Genomic DNA, 18,984 nt, shown 5'->3' with positions numbered 1-18,984 from the left:
GTTAGTGAGATCAATGGCAGCTAATTAAGGCGCCAATAATTCACGTTGCCAGCCTGTAGAGCTGGCGTTAAAGCTATAACGATCATGCAAACGATCAGAACGCCCTTGCCACAATTCAATATGGCTAGGCTTCACCCGAAAACCACCCCAAAAAGGCGGTAGTGGAATTTCTTGTCCGGCATACTGTTGCTCTAATTGCTTAACCGTTGCCGCTAACGTTTCACGGCTCTCAATAACCTGACTTTGATGTGATGCCCACGCACCAATTTGACTGCCGCGCGGGCGCGAATGAAAATAAGCCAAAGATTCTTGCTCGCTTACCTTTTCAATTGCCCCTTCGATGCGTACTTGGCGTTGTAAGATATTCCAATGAAAAACGATTGCTGCATGAGGGTTCTGGGCAAGTTCGCCCCCTTTGCGGCTATTGTAGTTAGTAAAAAATACAAAGCCGTCTTGATCAAATGATTTTAGTAGTACGACGCGCGCCGATGGACGGCCATCGGCGGTAGCAGTCGCTACTGTCATCGATTCAGGTAAAATGATGCCGCTGTCTTTTGCTTGCTCAAACCATTTAGCAAACATATTAATTGGGTTATCTAGGACCTCTACACTCACATTTGAGCCGGTGACGCCTTGCCCTGCGGTAAATAGGCATCTTAATTTGGTTAAAAATGACATTCTTTTCTCACTACACAATTAATATAATTTAATTCAATTCAAAATCTTGGATTCGAGTATAACAACACTCATAGCGCGGTTAAACCGTTTTTAGAAGTGTCGCTAAACCACTGCTACGCTCAGTAAAACTGACCGTCGACTTCTTAAGCACCGCAATAGGTGAAAACAAGTCAAACGTTGTTTTAGCACGAGTGATCCCGGTGTAAACTAGCTCTTTGGTTAATAATGGCGACCACGTTGCTGGCAACACCATCACCACATGGTCAAATTCCGATCCCTGTGATTTATGAATTGTCATTGCATACACGGTATCAACTTGTGGTAATCGGCTCGGTAAAAATGACTTTATTTGACCATCGGCCATTTTAAAATACACCCGTAATTGACTACTTTGTGGGTTATCAATATCGGGTAACACAATGCCAACATCGCCATTAAACAGCTGTTGCTGGTAATCATTTTGTTGAACCATTACTGGCCGCCCGACATACCAGCTACCTTGACTCAGTTCAATAAATCGATGTTGTGATAATTTAGCTTCGATTTGCTCATTAAGGGCATCAATGCCAACGTTGCCTTGGCGTAACGGCGATAACAGTTGAAATTTATTAAAGAGATTGAGCACTTGCACGACATCGGCCAAGCTTTCAACCTGTGCTGACGCTTGTAAATAGGCCTGATAGCCATTGACCACCAATTGCGTGAGCTCGCCTAAGCTTTTGTCACCACCCGTGTATAAGCATATGTCGGTGTAACCGTGCTGCCACACTTGTTTAAGCTGATTTAAGTCGCCGTGATTAACCGCTTTCGCCAATTGACCAATGCCAGAGTGCTGACCAAAACGATAACTTTTTTGCAGTAAACATAAGCTGTCACTAATTACGCTGCGCTCTTTGACTAAGGGCGTTGCTAATTGCGCGACATTATAACCAAACAGCTTGGTTAACCATTGGTTAAACGCGGTGCCATAACTTGGCCCTTGCGCTAGCCCCTGACAGATATCAGCAAACACCGCGCCAGCTTCAACTGAGGCCAGCTGGTCTTTATCGCCAAGTAAAATCAACTTGCTGTGCGGTGGCACTGCGCTCAGTAAATTGGCCATTAAACTAATATCGACCATTGAGGCTTCATCAACAATGAGCACATCAAGATGCAACGGGTTGTCGCGGTTATGTTTAAACTCTTGCCGCTTGGGAATTACCCCTAATAACCGATGAATGGTACTGGCCTGACTCGGGATTTGCGCTTTAATGTGCGGCGCAACCGCTAGCGTGGTTAACGCATTGGTGATCGACTCGGTTAAACGTGCTGCCGCTTTACCGGTTGGTGCCACCAGCTCTATTTTTAACTGAGTGACAGGGGCATTTGGCTGTGCCTGTTTATCTGGGTGCTGGCTGTCACTAACTGGTTCACAGGAAAATTGACTTGCATGCTGCTCAACCAATAACGCCAACAATTTAGTGACCGTGGTGGTTTTACCCGTGCCCGGGCCACCAGAAATAACAGAGAAAGACTGGCGACTGGCAATAGCTACCGCGATTTGTTGCCAGTTAATGCAATGCTCGGGCGCAATTAACTGATGCGCCTGCTTGATATGTTCAGTGCCTGTCGCGCTAATAAGCACTTGCTCTATGGCGCTGGTGTCTAGGGTTACATCGGGGCGTAAATTAAAAAAATCATCACAAAAAGTTCGTAACTGCGCTGGCGACAAATGAGTATCGTTTGATTTTTCGCGTAACGCCGTTAATTTTGACCAAATAAAGCCATAGTCGGGCTGAAATAAATGACCAATGATTTGATCGATATCAGCGATGTCACCGCTGGCACTGCGCGCATGTAAAAAGGCGCTAATTTGTTGCTCATAAACCCAAAACCGCTGGAGATACAACCGGCCATTGTCCAAGACTAATGGCGCATTGGTGCCCTGCACTTTACTTTGCTTGAGCTGCGTTGTTAATAACGCCAAATTAGCCTTATTAAGTTGCACGTCGGGTAAGTACTGCCCTTGCTCATAATGGCTTAAACCAAACAAGGGTGACTGGCCTAGGCGGTTTAACCACAGGCAAACATCGCCTTGGCCGGAATGATAACTGGCCAAGGCTGCGGCTAGCACCACTAAGGGCTCGGGCTCAAACCCGCTGATAAACCGCGCAAATTGATAATCTAGCGGTCGTATTTTTCGATCATTACTTAACTGCGCTAACCCGGTTAAGACTGTCGACAATGAAAAGTTGTCCATCAGGTTGCTCCGTCAGAAAAGAGGGTGTCTAGTTGCGTGATAAAGTCTTGGCTGGGGCGGTTATGGAAAATGCCAAAGTTAGAATCACTGTTATCAGTACTGGCATTAGCAGCGGAATCAGTACTTGCGCTGGCATCAATCCCCCGTAAAAATAAATAATAAACGCCGCCAAAATGCTGCTCAAAATCATAATCTGGTATTCGGGTGGCGAGCAATCGGTGCAAGGCTAAGCTGTAAAGCTGATATTGAAAATCGTAGCGGTGATCGATCATCATTTGCGCCAGTTGCGGTTGATCATAGTCACTGAGCTGGTCGCCCATATGATTCGACTTGTAATCGACCACGTAGTAGCGCCCTTGATCAACAAACACTAAATCGATAAAGCCTTTTAACATGCCCTGCACTTGACCAAACCCTAACGGCGGCGCAAGTTTAGACAGCGGATCATGTTTCGCCAATAACCGATTAAGATCTTGGCTATTAAAAGCCGCCAGTGGAATAAAAAATTCCATTTCAACCAATTTATTGCGATTAGTTAACCCACGCAGCGATAAATTATCCGCTAAATTGGCATCGAGCACATCATTAACCAACTTGCACAATACGTCGCACCAAGACTCGTCGTATACAGAATCTTCCAGCAACTTGCTGACTTGCTGTTGCAGGCTTGTTGGGTCAATGCTTGAAAAATCGATTTCTTCAAACAAGGTATGTAAAAACGTGCCGGGATCGGCGCCGCGCGGAAAGTTAAATATACTTGGCTCTGCATTTTCAGCTTGCTCAGCCGCGGCAATCGATTGATTGAGCGCGTCTTCACTCGCTTCCCAGTCGATATTAAATTGTTCGACTGTGGCATCGACACTCACCCGCTGCTTGCTGTGGTTTGATCTTGATAGCGCTGAATAACTGGTGATCCAATAGTTGTTTTCTATTGCCCCATTAAACGTGCGAGCCGGTAATATTGTTTGGTCGGTGTCGGTCACCACCAAAGGCGGCAGTGCTTCGCTAGGCGGCGCAATCGTATTAATCATTGAGAAATCACGATCTAGTTGCTGCAGTTGCTCAGTCAGCTGAGTCGATGTTGCCACCTCGCCGCCAAACAGCAAGTGGCCAATTGCACTAAAGTGTAAATCTGTTTTGGCCTCTTTGGTCGCACGCCCTGATTTTAACGGGGCCATGCCTAACCAGCAGTGGCTCACGGCTCGGGTCATTGCTACATATAACAAGCGTAAATCTTCGGCTAAACGTTCGTGATCGGCTTTTTCTAACGAGTCTTTCGCCATGCTTAAATCAACAATCGTTTGGTTGTCTTGATGATATACCGCTTGGGTTTCTTTGCGGAAATTACAAATAAAAGGCAAAAAGACGAGCGGATATTCTAAGCCTTTGGATTTATGAATCGTGACAATTTGCACTAAGTCGCGATCCGACTCCAAACGCAGTTGCTGCTCTTGATCTTCTTGCGACGGGTTATTCACTTTGTCGCTTAACCAGTGAGTTAGTGCGTGCTCACCTTCCATTTCAAGGCTTTGCTGCTGCAACACTTCACTAAGATGCAAAATATCGGTTAACTGACGCTCACCGCCGGGTTGAGCCAACAACCGCGCTGGCACGTTATAATGATGGATTAATTCACGTAACATCGCCAACACGCCAACGTCTTGCCAGCGCTGGGCAAAACGACAAAAATCGTCAACCGCTTGTTGCCACAATTGCTCGTCGTTATTAAAGGCGTCTAGCTGCTTGGCATTATGATCAAGCATTGATGACGCTAGCGCGCTGCGTAAACGTTCGGCATTAGTTGGCTCGAGACACGCCATTAACATCCGCCAAATATCTTGGCCAACACGGGCATTAAATACGCTGTCTCGATTAGACAGATACACACTGCTAATGCCCTGCAACTCAAGTTGCTCTTTAACCAATCGCGCCTCGGCACCGGTGCGCACTAAAATAGCAATGTCTTTGGCTTGTACCGCCTTGCCCGCGATTAACGCTTGCCCTTGCTGGCCTTTAGTCAGTAAGTGATTTATTTCGGTAGCACAGGCGTATGCCATGGTTTGCAGGTAATCGGCCTTGCTAACAGTGGTGTCACTTGGCATTAGCCAGTTGGTGATCGCGCCACAAGGCTGACCGTCGAGGGTCAGGTCTATGGTTTTACCGCAATCTTTAACCGGATAAAAGCCAATGTCGTCACGATAAATAAACGGCGCATCGTGACGGGTAAAAATAGCATTAACCCCAGCGACCATCTCTATTGACGAGCGATAGTTGGTGTCTAGGGTGTAATGAGCGGCCACCGCACGGCGCGCGCTAATGTAGGTAAAGATATCGGCACCGCGAAAGCCATAAATTGCTTGCTTGGGGTCACCAATCATTAACAGCCCGCTAGTGGTTTGGCCGCCATAAATGGTATTAAAGATTTGGTACTGCATTAAATCCGTGTCTTGAAATTCATCAATCATCGCCAGCGGATACTGAGCGCGAATGCGCTGCGCCAAGACACTGGTTGGCTGATTGTCGAGCGCCAGTGACAAACCAGACAGTAAGTCATCAAAAGACAGTAACGACTGCAGTTGTTTTTCACGCGTAATGTGTTGGCGCACATAAACAATCGCTTTGGCTAAAATAGTATCTTTAATGGTCAGTGACTGGCTAAGAAATTGTTCAATGGTGGTAAATATTTCAAGTGATGGCACCGGACCATCTTTGGTTTTATCGCTTAAGCTGGTTTGACTAAATCGAACTAATTTTTCAGACACCACTAAATCATCTGACGGCGTTTGCGCCCATAGGGTAACTTCATTAAGCCAAGCCGGTAAATTTTTGCTGCTGTAACTGCGCTTATCAATTTTCTTACTTAATATTTCAGGTTCCACTTGATCGACAACCGCGAGCCACGCTTGCTTTAATTGATCAATTTCGCCAATGATATTTTCGGTATGTTGCTGCAAAGTAATATCTTGGCCTTGCGCTTGGATCACTAAATAAGGGTTGGTCAGGTAACCGCTAATTTCTCTTAATAAATCACTCGGCTGCTGCCAGTAAGTCTTCACTAACTTGGCGAGCGTTAAATCAAGATGACTGTCCATCGCATAAAAATGTTCGCGCCAAAAGTCTTCAATTGCCAATAGTCGTAAGTTCGATTGGTCGGTCACAAACTCGGTTTCGAAATAACTGCCCGACTCAAAGGCGTGCTGTTTTAACATCCGTTGACAAAAGCCATGGATGGTAAAAATAGCCGCTTCATCCATTTGTCGTAATGCTTGCAGCAAAACTCGCGCGCAAGCACTGTGGTCGCTGTGTTGCGCAACTAAAGGCCCAACAATTGGGTCTTTACTGTGGCCAGTTAAAAACGCGTGGCGCGCTTCAACAATGCGGCGCCTTATGCGCTCTCGCAGTTCGCCGGTGGCGGCATCGGTAAAGGTTACCACCAATATTTGGTCAACCCGCAACGGGTTTGCATGAGCGGTTCCGTTTTCACCGTGGCCAAGCAGCAAACGTAAATAGAGCCCTGCGATAGTAAAGGTTTTACCGGTACCGGCTGAGGCTTCAATGAGTCGCTCGCCATGCAGTGGCAAGGTCATGACATTAAGCGGCTGGACAGCTGCCGCTGCTGAATTTTGGCTGTCAGAGTTAGTCATCACCAAGCTCCTCTAATAATTGACGAAGTGGCAATAAAATTTCTAAGGTTAAGCCAATCACTTGCTGTTGCAGCTCTGGCGTCATCGCACCAAAACATCGCTCTATGTAATGATCACTGCCCTCACCGCTAAAGATGTAACTGCCATTAAAGGCTTGTTCAAATTTTTTCAATGCGCTGTTGATAGATTTGTCATCATTAGCCAGTTGACCCGTTTTTGGTTCAAACAATGCCGACAAGTAAGCCCAGCCACTGTTAATAAAAAAGGCTAACGGCTGAGTTTGACCCAAGCGATAATAGTCCACCAGCACCGTAAGGCGCTCGCGCGCTGCTGACACCGACATTGGGCCAAATTGCCATTGACCGTCTTGGGCGCATAGGATCATCGCTTTAGCTGCGGGCTCATCGCTTAGCGAGTTTGGCGAACTTGCGCAATAACACAGATGCTCGATATAACAATGAATGAAAAACTTAATGTTAGCCTTGCCCGATTTATAGCGAATTAACCCAGCGCCAACATGCTGCTTTAACCAGCCTTGAATCGTGAGATTACTAATGGTTAAATCAATTTCAATGTCGGGCTCTGGGCTTGTTAGATAGGGCTTTACCACGTCGGCCAATGCGGCCATTACCTCGGTTTGTTGGCCTAGGTACAGCTGTGAAAAGTGACCGTGTGGCAATACCCCTTGCGCTCTGATCCGCTCGCTAGCAGCGTCGGCACTGTTATTCAAATAATTATCGAGCAAGGTCGTTTTTATTTGATAACCTTCAAGCCCATCGGGATGGAAAGGTTCATTGGTCACCAAGTCACTGGTGCTGTCATTAAAATAAACCCCGAGTCGTTGATTCAAAAAATATTGACTGGGTTGTTTGTAAAATCGGATCAGCTGATGCAATTCTAGGATAGCCAAACTGTCATCTTGGGCCAATGGTTCACTAAAAAATCGCTGCGGATCATCGTTAAAGTCTAACGCCAAACGCCAGTCGTGCTGGTAGGAAAACAACTTTGGATTGGAGCCAAAATATTCGCGACTAAACGGCGTTAACGGCTGCTGACACACCAAGTGATTTAGCAAGTTAGCACCACTGACCACTAACGGTTGCTCAATATCACCCTCGAGCACATAACCTTGTTCGATATAATCGAGTAATTCGGTCACTAACACGCTGGGATTGCGCGGGCTGTTATCTTTAATGCTACGACCACAATAACTGATGTATAACCGCTGTTGAGCGCTTAACATTGCTTCTAAAAATAAATATCTGTCGTCGTCACGACGGCTACGATCACCTTTTTGATGATCGTCGGCCATTAAGTCAAAACCAACAGGGGCGATGGTGCGGGGATAACTGCCATCGTTCATGCCCAGCAAACACACCACCTTAAAAGGAATTGAGCGCATTGGCATTAAGGTACAAAAGTTTAATTTACCCGCCAGAAAGCGCTGACTCGATTGTGCTTGGTTAAGGTGGCTGCGCAAGTGTTCGTAAAGAACCTCGGCGCTGATGTCACTGTTAAACTGAGCCAAACTCAATTCGTCGGCGAGTGTGGTTAGGCTGTCTTTAATCAGCTGAATTTCTTGGGCTACCTGCAGCTCGTCGGCATAAAAGTCTGCCAGTAGTGACTCAATGGCTTGCTGCCACTGCTCAAAAGGACGCGGCGCGGCCAGCTGTTGACTGATTTGCTCGATTTTTTCAATAAAACTGGCTAACTGCCCCAGTAATTCAGCGCCTAAACCGACCGATTGTGAATAGGCAAAAATGTCTTGCCACAGCTCAACGCCGGTCGTGGTAATGTCAGGTTCAACTTGGCTATAACCTTTGAACATCCGGTTAAGGCCAAATTGCCAGCTATTGCTTAGGCTGACGTCTTGTTCAAAACCATGGCGGATCCCTGACTCTTCTATCCACATTTTTAAGATGTCGATCGACTCTGCCGTTAGCTCAAACTTGGCCATGATTGCTGGCACTTCCAGCAAGGCAAAGAGTTCGGCGCTGGTATGGCGCAGTAACGGCGCTTTAAGCAGGGTTAAAAAGCTAAATAAAATAGGGTTTTCTTGTTCGGCACTACGATCTGAAATCGAAAAATCAATGCGGCGCTTACCGCTCGCCATGCCAAATACGGCCTGAATATACGGGCTGTAAGCATTAACGTCGGGCATCATCACCACAATGTCTTTCGGGGTAAGCTTATTATCAGCCTCTGGCTGCGAGTCAAACATATCGAGCAGTTGTTCGTACAACACCTCAACTTCGCGCATCGGACTGTGGCATGAATGCACTACCAAGGAGTTGTCCGTGGCACTAATGGGGGTTTTGTGCCGCGAATGGCTTAAGTCTTCGCTCGTTTTGGCGATAAAACACGGATCATGAAGGTCGAGAATATCATTGGTGATATGCCCTAATAAATTGGCTGAGGTCGCCTCAACAAAGGCTTCAATTTCAACGCAGGGTAGCTCGCCCAACAAGTGTTGGTTATCACGACCAAGCTTGCCCATTGACGCCAATAAAGGATTACCAACAATCAGTTCACCGTTAAGATCAAATAATTGCTCCGTTTGATTGCTGGCTAGCAGCGCCTGCGCCGCACCCGCATCGGCAAAGGTTTTAGGATTAACTTGCTGACGGCTTGGTTGGTTGAGTTTAGCCAGCCATTTGGCATCAACAATATCGCCCCAGTAACTTCGGCAAGGGTTGTTGATGAAAAAGTGAACCTCGCAATGTTGAGAAATGCTATGCAACGCCTGTAAATATCGCGGCGGCAAGGCGGAGATCCCAAACACAAAAATTCGTTGTGGTAGGGCCTGACAATTAGGCCCACCGGCGTCAAGTTGCTCGATTAAATACTGATATAGATTGGCACGATGATAATGAGATTGCCCGCCTTCAATCAAGGTATCAACTAAATCTTTCCACAACAGACCTTGCCAAGGTTGATCAGGGCAAAACTCTTTACTGCCCTGCTCCCAAGCGTCGATCCACTGCGGACGATAAACTAAATATTGATCGTAAATGTCGGCAATTTTATAGGCTAATTGATATATTTTCAGTTGATCATCGCCTGCTAAATATTGCGCCAATTCACTAAATTCGTCACGCGCCAAATGTAACGGCAAACGCTGCATAATATTCCATGCCATTGCATCTTTGTTAAACGCGCTGCGTTTTGGCACATCGTCGAGTAAATCGACAAAAACTTGCCAAATGAAACTGGCCGGCAAAGGAAACTCGATATTGGCACAAATAGATAACTCTTTGGCTAGTTCTATTTTTAGCCATTGCGCCATGCCAGGGCTTTGTACCAAGACTTGCTCTTTAATAAAAGGGTCTGGATTTGGCTGAGTTTTAAGCACGTAGGCCAATATGCCTTTTAAAACATCGAGCTGATTTGAATGATAAAGACGAAACACAGTATCCCCACTGTCACAAACTGATATAAAGGGAATTATGTTAAAAACTCTTTTAAAACACAATAACTAACCGCAACAGATGACACGAATATCGCCAATAAAAACTTTTAGGTGCTGAGGTTACACTGCTGAGAATTTGTGTTATGTTGAAATTTAGTCGCTATAAAATACTATCAAATTGGATCGACCTAGTAATAAATGATGGTAAATGGATATTTACTCTCGTGCAGCGCTTAAAAACTTGTGGCGATTAATGATCACTAATTTTATGTAGTAGCGAGACCATCTTAATAATAATCATACTTTTCAAAAGGAAATTGTAGTATGAAACGAATTCAAGATAAATTATTAATTGTCCTGGTTTCTGTCGCTTTGATCCCCCTGTTGGTCACCGAATACCTATCCATTAGCTCAGCAGAGAACTCACAAGCCACTTATAGCATGGACTCTCTTGATTCGATCTTAAGCCAAAAAATAAACCTCATTGACAAACAGTTTGATGCACAACTGGCACGGGCCAACCTGCTGAGTAAAACACCACAAATTATAGAGTCTTTACCGCTGCTGGTTAGTCAGTTTAATTTGCCGAACAAGAGTGAGGCCTATCACGACGCGATCAAAAAGCTAATGCCATTTTTAAGCTATTACCAACAGTCGGGTAAACTTAAAAATGTCCATATTATTGCCGCTAACGGGGACTTGGTGTATTCCGTAACTCGGCGCCAAGATAGCGATACTAACCTAATTAGCGGTCGCTATAACCGGACACAATTGGCCAATGTGGTACAGCAGGTATTAAAAAGCCAAAAACCAACTCATTCAAAATTCACCCATTACGCTGGTGATAACAACACATTTTCGGCCTTTATCGCTGCGCCAATATATATCGACAATGTCATTAAAGGCGCAATTGCACTGCAACTGACCCCGAAGATATTATATGACATTATGCGAGACTTCACCGCCTTGCAGGCGACGGGTGAAACCGTGTTAGCCAAATTAGATGGTAATAAAGCGGTGTTTATTTCACCGTTACGATTTAATGCTTCGGCGCCAAATCAAGTCCGCGTTAACATAAATTCAAACAGTGGCATTCCGATTCAAGAAGCCGTGCAAGGCATTAATGGCATGGGCTTGTCGATTGATTACCGCAATGTTCCAATTATTGCCGCGTGGCGCTATTTGCCTAAATATAATTTAGGCATGGTGGTAAAAATAGATAAAGCCGAAGCGTTTAAAGACATTAGCGATCGCCGTATTTATGTTTTATTGATTGCATTAGCTATTTTTGTGCCGTCGTTATTGATCGCTTTCTTTATTTCGCGACGCGTCACCCGCCCTATTATTAACATGGTAAAAACCACTAATGCGATTACCGCCGGTGACCTAGACCAGCACCTTGAGATTAGTTCAACCGATGAAATAGGCCAATTGGCGTCGTCGATCAATGAAATGTCAAACCATATTCGCCAATCTTTTAAGGACAAAGAGTCGAAGCGTTGGCTGCAAGATGGTATCGAAAGCTTGTCTCAAACCATGCGTGGCAATCAGATCAGCACCGATTTGGCCGATAATATCGTGGCATTTTTCTCCAATCATCTTAATGCCAAAGTTGGTTCATTGTATATTTTCAAAAATCAAGAATTGGAGCTCATTGGTGGTTATGCTTTTGTGCCTCACTTTGGCAACCAAATTATTGAGCTTGGTGATGGCCTAATTGGTCAGGTTGCCCAATCGAAAAAATCGAATGTGTTAACTGAATTGCCCGAAGATTATGTGTCGATTAGCTCAAGCATGGGCGAAATTCAACCTCGAACCTTGTTAATTTATCCAATCATGAAAGAAGATCAAGTCATTGCAGTATTGGAACTTGGTTGGTTAACGGAGATGCATCCCCAAACTTATGACTTATTAAACTCGACTTGCGAATCGGTTGCCACGGCACTGGGCATAGCCGAGTCGCACAACAGATTGCAAACACTACTAGACCAATCGCAACAGCAAATGGAAGAGTTGCAAGTTCGCGAAGAAGAACTGCGGGCGATTAATGATGAGGTTGAACAACGTTCGAGTCAGTTAGCACAATCACAAAAAGAACTCGAAGAACAATCACAAGAAGTCCACAATATTAATTCAGCCTTAGAGCAAAAAACGGAGTCGCTTGAAAAACAAAATACGGCGGTTAAAGCCAAGAATATAGTGATTGAAAGTGCGCGTCAGGAACTGCAAGAAAAAGCCGAACAGCTTGAGGCTTCTAGTCGCTATAAGTCTGAGTTTTTGGCCAATATGTCACACGAATTGCGAACTCCGCTTAATTCGATGCTTATTTTGTCGCGAATATTATCCGATAACGATGAAAAGAATTTAGATGCGGATCAAGTTGAGTCGGCCAAAGTAATTCACAACAGCGGTAAAGAGCTGCTCTCATTAATCAATGACATTTTAGATCTGTCAAAGATTGAAGCCGGTAAAATGGAAGTTTGTGTCGAGTCTTTGCAATTAGCTGAAATTACTAATGAGTTGTTAGGTCAGTTCAATCCAGTGGCCAATGAAAAGAGTCTCGGATTTTCAATCGAACTTGACCAAAATATTCCAACAGCAATTGTGTTAGATATTCAGAAGACTCAGCAAATTCTCAAAAATTTATTATCTAATGCATTGAAGTTTACCGATAGCGGCTCGGTTAAATTACATGCTTACGTGACTGACAATTACGAGCTGATTGGCGCAGAAGCTGGCAGTAAAGTGCTGGCAATTGCGGTAATAGATTCAGGTATTGGCATTAGTAAAGAGAAGCAAGAATCTATTTTCGAGTCGTTCCAGCAAGCCGACGGTTCAACCAATAGAAAATATGGCGGCACCGGATTAGGATTGACAATTTCGCGGCGCCTCACCGAATTACTCTGTGGTGAACTGGTCATCGAGAGTGAAGAAAACCGTGGTAGTACTTTCACGTTATTATTACCGCTGGTCGAAGGTGAACTAAGCAATGATATTTACCAGCCAACCATTGCACCTGCCAGATTTATTGCACCACCTGCAAGCTCACTGAACATAATGAGTACCCAGCAAGTTAATCAGAGCAGCAACGATGGTCTGGTGCAGGTTGCTGGTATTGCTCCTAATGAAATAGCCGTTGGTGATGATGTTATTGTGATTATTGAAGATGATCCCGCATTTTCAGCAATCTTAGCAAAACTGGCGGCCAAGTCAGGCTTTAAACCGGCCGTTGCTAACAATGGATTGCAAGGCATTGAATTGGTTAATACTTATAATCCTTGCGGGGTAATTTTAGATCTTGGCTTACCAGATATGTCTGGCATTAATATTCTTGATAGTCTTAAAAATAACCCTGAGACTCGTAACATCCCAGTTCATGTGATTTCAGGGCAAGTAAAGTCGCGTGAAATATCGGAAAGAGGCGCCAATAGTTTCCATCAAAAGCCGCTAGAAAAAAACCAGATCGAGCATATATTGTCACAACTACGCGTTGATCCTCAGTTAGCGAGTGATCCATCAGTTAAATTGCAAATTGCGGTCTATTCGGAGCTTAATGATCAATCAGCGGTTGATTTGTCTTTCCTCGATCTCGAGGTCGCTGAAATAATAAAAGTAGATTCGCTTGATGAGCTGTCTCATCGATTAGGCAACAATCCTCTGGCTATTAGTGGCATAATTATTAATTTAACCATGATCAAACCAGATACCCAGCAGTGGTTTGATGATTACTATCGATTAAATAGCGATATCGAGATTCAAATTATTCTCTGCTTAGAGCAGGAACCAAGCAATGAGCAACGAGCATGGTTAGAGCACTATCAATGCCATGTCATTATCAATGGCGCGAGCTCGGCGGTTCGATTGCAAGATGAGGTTGAATTATTTTTAACCTCAGTCGATAGCCATTTTTTATCAAACCTTGATTTAAACATGTCTCATTTTAAAAGCGCACAACTTGCCTCAACGCCTGAATCTGATTGGCCAGGACTGACGGCGCAATCCGATATCAATGCCCAACCAATGGGCAATACAATCACCCCTTCACAGCTACCCAACGATGTTGAGCTGTCTGATGCGTCACATGAACAGGCGAGTTATGTCTCAATTGAAGGTTGCAATGTCTTGCTGGTCGATGATGATTTACGCAATACCTTCGCCCTGTCAAAGGTGCTTAAAAAGCAAGGCATGAATGTTACTTTAGCCGATAATGGTCAGATGGCTCTGGAGCAATTAGAGCAAGCCGAAAAAATCGATATCGTTTTAATGGATATTATGATGCCTGTGATGGATGGGCATGAAGCCATGAGGCGAATTAGGCAACAGCCTCAATATAAAAATTTACCGATCATTGCGCTTACAGCAAAAGCAATGCAGGAAGACCGCCGCAAGTGTGTTGAAGCCGGTGCCAGTGATTACCTCACCAAACCCGTTGATATCGATAAATTAGTCGCGATGATGAGAGTGTGGCTTTATCAGGAAATTGCATAAACACTGATGCTAACTAACACAGAAACAATAGAGTTTAATTTATTATTACGGGCAATAAACCAACGTTATGGCCATGATTTCAACAATTATGCCAGTAATTCATTGCAACGGCGGGTTAAGTACCATTGTGATAAATTAGGCTATCAGTACTTGTCTCAAATGTTGCCTGATATTTTACATAATGAGCAAGAGTTTGAGAATTTGCTTAATACTATTTCAGTACCTGTGACTGATATGTTCAGAGATCCGAATTTTTTTTTAACCTTGCGTGAAAAAATAATTCCGGTTTTAAGAACCTATCCGAGCATTAATATTTGGCATGCAGGATGCGCGTCGGGCGAAGAGGTTTACTCATTGGCCATTATATTTAAAGAGGAGGGTTTATATGATAACTGCAAGATATACGCGACCGATTTTAACGACGCCGTTTTAGAACAAGCAAAATCAGGGGTTTTTTCAATGCAAAAAATGCAGCGTTATACCGAATTTTATTATAAGGCTGGGGGTAAATCCTCATTTTCAGATTATTATGTAGCCCATAAAAAAGGCGTAAAAATGATCCCAAGCTTGTCTAATAATATTGTGTTTGCTAAACATAATTTGGCCGTCGATCAGGTATTTGGCCAGTTTAATCTAATTTTATGCCGTAACGTGTTGATCTACTTTAATAACACCTTACAAAACAAAGTGTTTTCACTATTTTATGACAGTTTAATGCCTCTTGGATTTATGTGTTTGGGTTCGCATGAATCAATAACACACTCTTTAGTAAGATCTCGCTTTAATACTATTGCTGAGCAAGAACGCATATATCGAAAATGTGATTAGTATCACCACTATACGGATGTAGTAAAATGATAGAACAACTCAGTAGACCTAAAATTTTATTAGTTGATGACAGGCCAGAAAATTTGTTTGCTCTGGAACAAACTTTAAAGCCTCTCAATGCGACGTTGTTTCGTGCAACGTCTGGTGAAGCCGCATTATCACAGGTACTAAGAGAAAAGTTTGCGTTAATTCTAATGGATGTTCAAATGCCAGGCATGGACGGATTTGAAGCCGTTAGCCTGATGCGAGATTATGACAGCACTAAAAATGTGCCGGTTATTTTTGTGACCGCCATATCGAAAGAGCGCCAGTTTGTTGAACAGGGGTATGAATCAGGGGCTGTTGATTATCTATTTAAACCTATTTCTCCCGATATTTTAGTCAGTAAAGTCAAAGTGTTTCTTGAATTAGAAAACCAACGATTGAAGCTTGAAAGTGCCATTCTCAGCAATAAAAAAATGGCAGCGCAAAACCAAACCGTGCTCGACTGTGTCAGTGAAGGCATCTTGGCCATTAATACCCAAGGCATAATCGAATGGGCCAATCCGACCGCCAGTGATTTATTGCACTACAATGTCAATGAACTGATCGGCTCTCAGTTACTCAATTATTTTCACTTTGAAGGCGATGACAACCTGATGACGTGGGAAGATACCCCTATTTATAAAGCACTCACAAGCCAAGCTAAGTATCGTAATTCAACCAATTTATTTCGTCGTCAAGATGGTTCAATTTTCCCAATCGAATATTCAACGGCCAGTTATAAAGGGGAATTAAACCCCGGCGGGGTATTTTCGTTCCAAGATATTACTGAGCGTAAGTGGACTGAGAATGAGTTAGTCCGTTTAGCTCAGGAAGACTCACTAACTCAGTTGCCAAACCGTTCGTTGTTTCATGAGTTTTTGCGTTGCTCATTGCAAGAACGCTTCAGAGATAGCAAAAGTTTAGCGCTAATGTTACTTGATATGGATGACTTTAAACGGGTTAACGATACATTAGGCCATGATATCGGCGATAAATTACTGCAATCAGTATCAGTGCGTTTACAGCAGTGTTTGCGCCAAGGTGACTTGGTTGCGCGCCTTGGTGGCGATGAATTTGGGGTTATCTTGCCCTTAATTAGAATTTCTGACGATGCCGGTAAAGTTGCTAAAAAAATCCTGCAATCTTTTGAGGTGCCACATCAGTTAGATGGCCATTCTATCACTATCGGAGCGAGTATCGGTATCGCGACTTATCCCGAAGGTAGCGATGATATTCAAGAACTTATCAAAGCGGCAGATACCGCGATGTATCACGCTAAAGGGGCTGGACGAAATTCTTTTCAATTCTTTTCAGCTGAAATGCAAGAACGTGTATTAGCTAAAGATTTACTGGAAAAAGAATTAATAAAAGCGCTTAAAGAAAAACAATTTATTTGCCACTATCAGCCAAAAATTGATATTCATAATGAGCTAACAGGGTATGAAGCTTTAGCGCGCTGGCAGCACCCAACTCGTGGCTTGCTTTATCCGGGCGAATTTATTGAATTGGTTGAAGATACCGGGCTAGTGATTGAACTGGGCAAACAAATGCTCAATATGGCCTGCCACCAAACAAAATTATGGATAGATCAAGGCATTGTGAGTCCTAACATTAAGGTGGCGGTCAATATTTCAGTAAAACAAATTAGTAATGGCCAGCTGGTACCCACGATAGAATCAGTACTAGAGGCGAGCGGCCTTGCTGCAGAGTGTTTAGAGTTAGAAGTCACTGAATACACCATGATGAATGACATCGAAAATGCGATAAAAGTCTTAAATAAATTACAAGCATTAGGGGTAAATATTGCCATTGATGACTTTGGAACGGGTTATAGCTCTTTAACCTATTTATCGAAGTTACCCGTCAATAATTTAAAAATTGATCAATATTTTGTCAATGGTATTGGCAAAGATAAAAACGATGAGTCCATTGTCACGGCGACCATCAATTTAGCACACAGCTTAAACCTGACCGCTACCGCAGAAGGGGTAGAAACGGAACAGCAACGGCAGTATCTGATCAATAGTAATTGTGATTACCTGCAAGGTTACCTATTTGCCAAACCAATCGATGCCCTAGCTCTAGAAGAGTGGATAGATAAACGCAAAATCCTAGTGATTTAATTTATCTAATATACACGCTTGTTGAGGGCGCAAGTTTTCGTCATTATGTAACTCTGACAATAATTTACAACTAATCAGATCAGGCATATCCAATAATTGTTGTATAATAGGCAACATTATGTAAAAAAGACAAAATAAAGAGTAACTTTATGATTATCAAACCTAAAATTCGTGGTTTTATTTGTACGACAACTCACCCGACTGGGTGTAGTAGTAATATCGCACAGCAAATTTCTTTTACACAAGCGCAACCAAAATTAACCAACGGCCCTAAAAATGTCTTGGTTATCGGCTCATCAAGTGGTTATGGTATGCCTTCTCGCATCAGCGCTGCATTTGGTGCCGGCGCCGCAACCATCGGTGTGTTTTTTGAAAAGGCCCCGACCGAGCGTAAAACTGGAACAGCTGGTTATTATAATGCTGCAGCTTTTGATAAAGCCGCCCATGAAGCTGGTCTTTATGCTAAAAGTTTTAATGGCGATGCCTTTTCACATGCAGCTAAAGACAAAGTTATCGAAACAATCAAACAAGATCTAGGTAAAATTGATTTAGTTGTTTACTCTTTGGCCTCGCCAGTGCGCAAGTTACCAGATACTGGTGAAGTGGTGCGTTCATGTTTGAAACCTATCGGACAAACTTATACCTCGACAGCTATCGATACCAATAAAGATAAAATTATTGAAACCTCAGTAGAGCCAGCAACTGAGCAAGAAATTGCTGATACTACCGTGGTAATGGGTGGACAAGATTGGGAATTATGGATGAATGCCCTTAACGACGCGGGTGTTTTGGCTGATGGTTGTAAATCTGTTGCCTATAGCTACATTGGCACCGAGTTAACCTGGCCGATCTATTGGGAAGGCGCATTAGGCAAAGCCAAAGAAGATTTAGACCGCGCGGCAAGTGCGATCAACAATACCTTAGCAACGACTGGCGGCCAAGCGAATGTTGCCGTGCTAAAAAGTGTCGTTACACAAGCAAGTTCTGCCATTCCTGTGATGCCATTATATATTTCAATGGCCTTTAAGGTCATGAAGGAAAAAGGCATTCATGAAGGCTGTATGGATCAAGTTTATCGTCTGTTTAGTACTAAACTATTTACCGAACAAACCGACGTTAGTACCGATGATAAAAATCGTTTTCGCTTAGATGACTGGGAATTACGTGACGATGTACAGCAAGAATGTCTCCAAATTTGGGAAAAAATAACCACTGAAAATCTATTTGATTTAACCGATTATCAGGGGTATAAAAAGGAATTTTTACAGCTTTTCGGCTTTGAAGTAGCAGGTGTTGATTATGACGCTGAAGTAAATACCTTTGTTGATTTTGATGTCATCGATATTTAATATCGTTAACGTTGATTCCTGAGATAAAACCAGCCCTAGGCTGGTTTTTTTATCGCTAGCTTTCAATTTTACTAACCTGCCCTTTACGCCATCCAATCAACTATTCAGCCACGAATACCAACCCCCTAACTCAAGATAAAGACCCAATATCAATTCCTTTACTATAATTATGGAGTGAGCAAGGGATAAGCCGCATTATATT

At 43.5% G+C, this 18,984-nt stretch carries 8 protein-coding genes; 4 read left to right on the top strand and 4 right to left on the bottom strand.

The annotated features are described in order from the left end of the window. Positions 1 to 24: 24 nt before the first annotated feature. From pdxH to recC, 4 genes are all read right to left on the bottom strand, one after another. On the bottom strand, positions 25 to 678 hold the full coding sequence (gene pdxH, locus HRU23_15390; GenBank protein NRA55524.1) for a pyridoxamine 5'-phosphate oxidase: 654 nt from the start codon (positions 676 to 678) through the stop codon (positions 25 to 27). Between the two features lie 79 nt (positions 679 to 757). Continuing rightward, the gene (recD, locus tag HRU23_15385; GenBank protein NRA55523.1) at positions 758 to 2,917 is read right to left on the bottom strand and encodes an exodeoxyribonuclease V subunit alpha; all 2,160 of its coding nucleotides are present in this window, start codon (positions 2,915 to 2,917) and stop codon (positions 758 to 760) included. After that, positions 2,917 to 6,561 carry an exodeoxyribonuclease V subunit beta gene (gene recB / locus HRU23_15380; protein ID NRA55522.1) on the bottom strand — a complete coding sequence of 1,215 codons (3,645 nt, stop codon included), beginning with the start codon at positions 6,559 to 6,561 and terminating at the stop codon, positions 2,917 to 2,919. Before recB ends, recD begins: the two co-directional genes overlap by 1 nt. Next, on the bottom strand, positions 6,554 to 9,970 hold the full coding sequence (recC, locus tag HRU23_15375; GenBank protein NRA55521.1) for an exodeoxyribonuclease V subunit gamma: 3,417 nt from the start codon (positions 9,968 to 9,970) through the stop codon (positions 6,554 to 6,556). The genes recB and recC overlap by 8 nt, the downstream gene beginning before the upstream one ends. Positions 9,971 to 10,294: 324 nt before the next feature. Between recC and HRU23_15370 the strand changes: the two genes are divergently transcribed. From HRU23_15370 to HRU23_15355, 4 genes are all read left to right on the top strand, one after another. Continuing rightward, positions 10,295 to 14,458 carry a response regulator gene (locus HRU23_15370; GenBank protein ID NRA55520.1) on the top strand — a complete coding sequence of 1,388 codons (4,164 nt, stop codon included), beginning with the start codon at positions 10,295 to 10,297 and terminating at the stop codon, positions 14,456 to 14,458. Between the two features lie 6 nt (positions 14,459 to 14,464). Then, the gene (locus HRU23_15365) at positions 14,465 to 15,286 is read left to right on the top strand and encodes a protein-glutamate O-methyltransferase CheR (protein NRA55519.1); all 822 of its coding nucleotides are present in this window, start codon (positions 14,465 to 14,467) and stop codon (positions 15,284 to 15,286) included. A gap of 26 nt (positions 15,287 to 15,312) precedes the next feature. Continuing rightward, positions 15,313 to 17,433 (top strand): EAL domain-containing protein, encoded by a 2,121-nt coding sequence (locus HRU23_15360; protein ID NRA55518.1) that lies wholly within the window; start codon positions 15,313 to 15,315, stop codon positions 17,431 to 17,433. A gap of 149 nt (positions 17,434 to 17,582) precedes the next feature. Further along, on the top strand, positions 17,583 to 18,782 hold the full coding sequence (locus HRU23_15355; protein ID NRA55517.1) for a trans-2-enoyl-CoA reductase family protein: 1,200 nt from the start codon (positions 17,583 to 17,585) through the stop codon (positions 18,780 to 18,782). The last annotated feature ends 202 nt before the right edge of the window (positions 18,783 to 18,984 follow it).

This window comes from Gammaproteobacteria bacterium (genome assembly GCA_013214945.1).
In the GTDB taxonomy this organism is placed as follows: Bacteria; Pseudomonadota; Gammaproteobacteria; order Enterobacterales; family Psychrobiaceae; genus Psychrobium.
This window is presented reverse-complemented; position numbering and strand designations above follow the sequence as displayed.

What these genes read in the sequence shown, in the direction of transcription:
- recD (NRA55523.1), bottom strand. Translation starts at nt 2,917, where the DNA reads ATGGACAACTTTTCATTGTCGACAGTCTTAACCGGGTTAGCGCAGTTA.
- HRU23_15370 (NRA55520.1), top strand. Translation starts at nt 10,295, where the DNA reads ATGAAACGAATTCAAGATAAATTATTAATTGTCCTGGTTTCTGTCGCT.
- pdxH (NRA55524.1), bottom strand. Translation starts at nt 678, where the DNA reads ATGTCATTTTTAACCAAATTAAGATGCCTATTTACCGCAGGGCAAGGC.
- HRU23_15360 (NRA55518.1), top strand. Translation starts at nt 15,313, where the DNA reads ATGATAGAACAACTCAGTAGACCTAAAATTTTATTAGTTGATGACAGG.
- recB (NRA55522.1), bottom strand. Translation starts at nt 6,561, where the DNA reads ATGACTAACTCTGACAGCCAAAATTCAGCAGCGGCAGCTGTCCAGCCG.
- HRU23_15355 (NRA55517.1), top strand. Translation starts at nt 17,583, where the DNA reads ATGATTATCAAACCTAAAATTCGTGGTTTTATTTGTACGACAACTCAC.
- HRU23_15365 (NRA55519.1), top strand. Translation starts at nt 14,465, where the DNA reads ATGCTAACTAACACAGAAACAATAGAGTTTAATTTATTATTACGGGCA.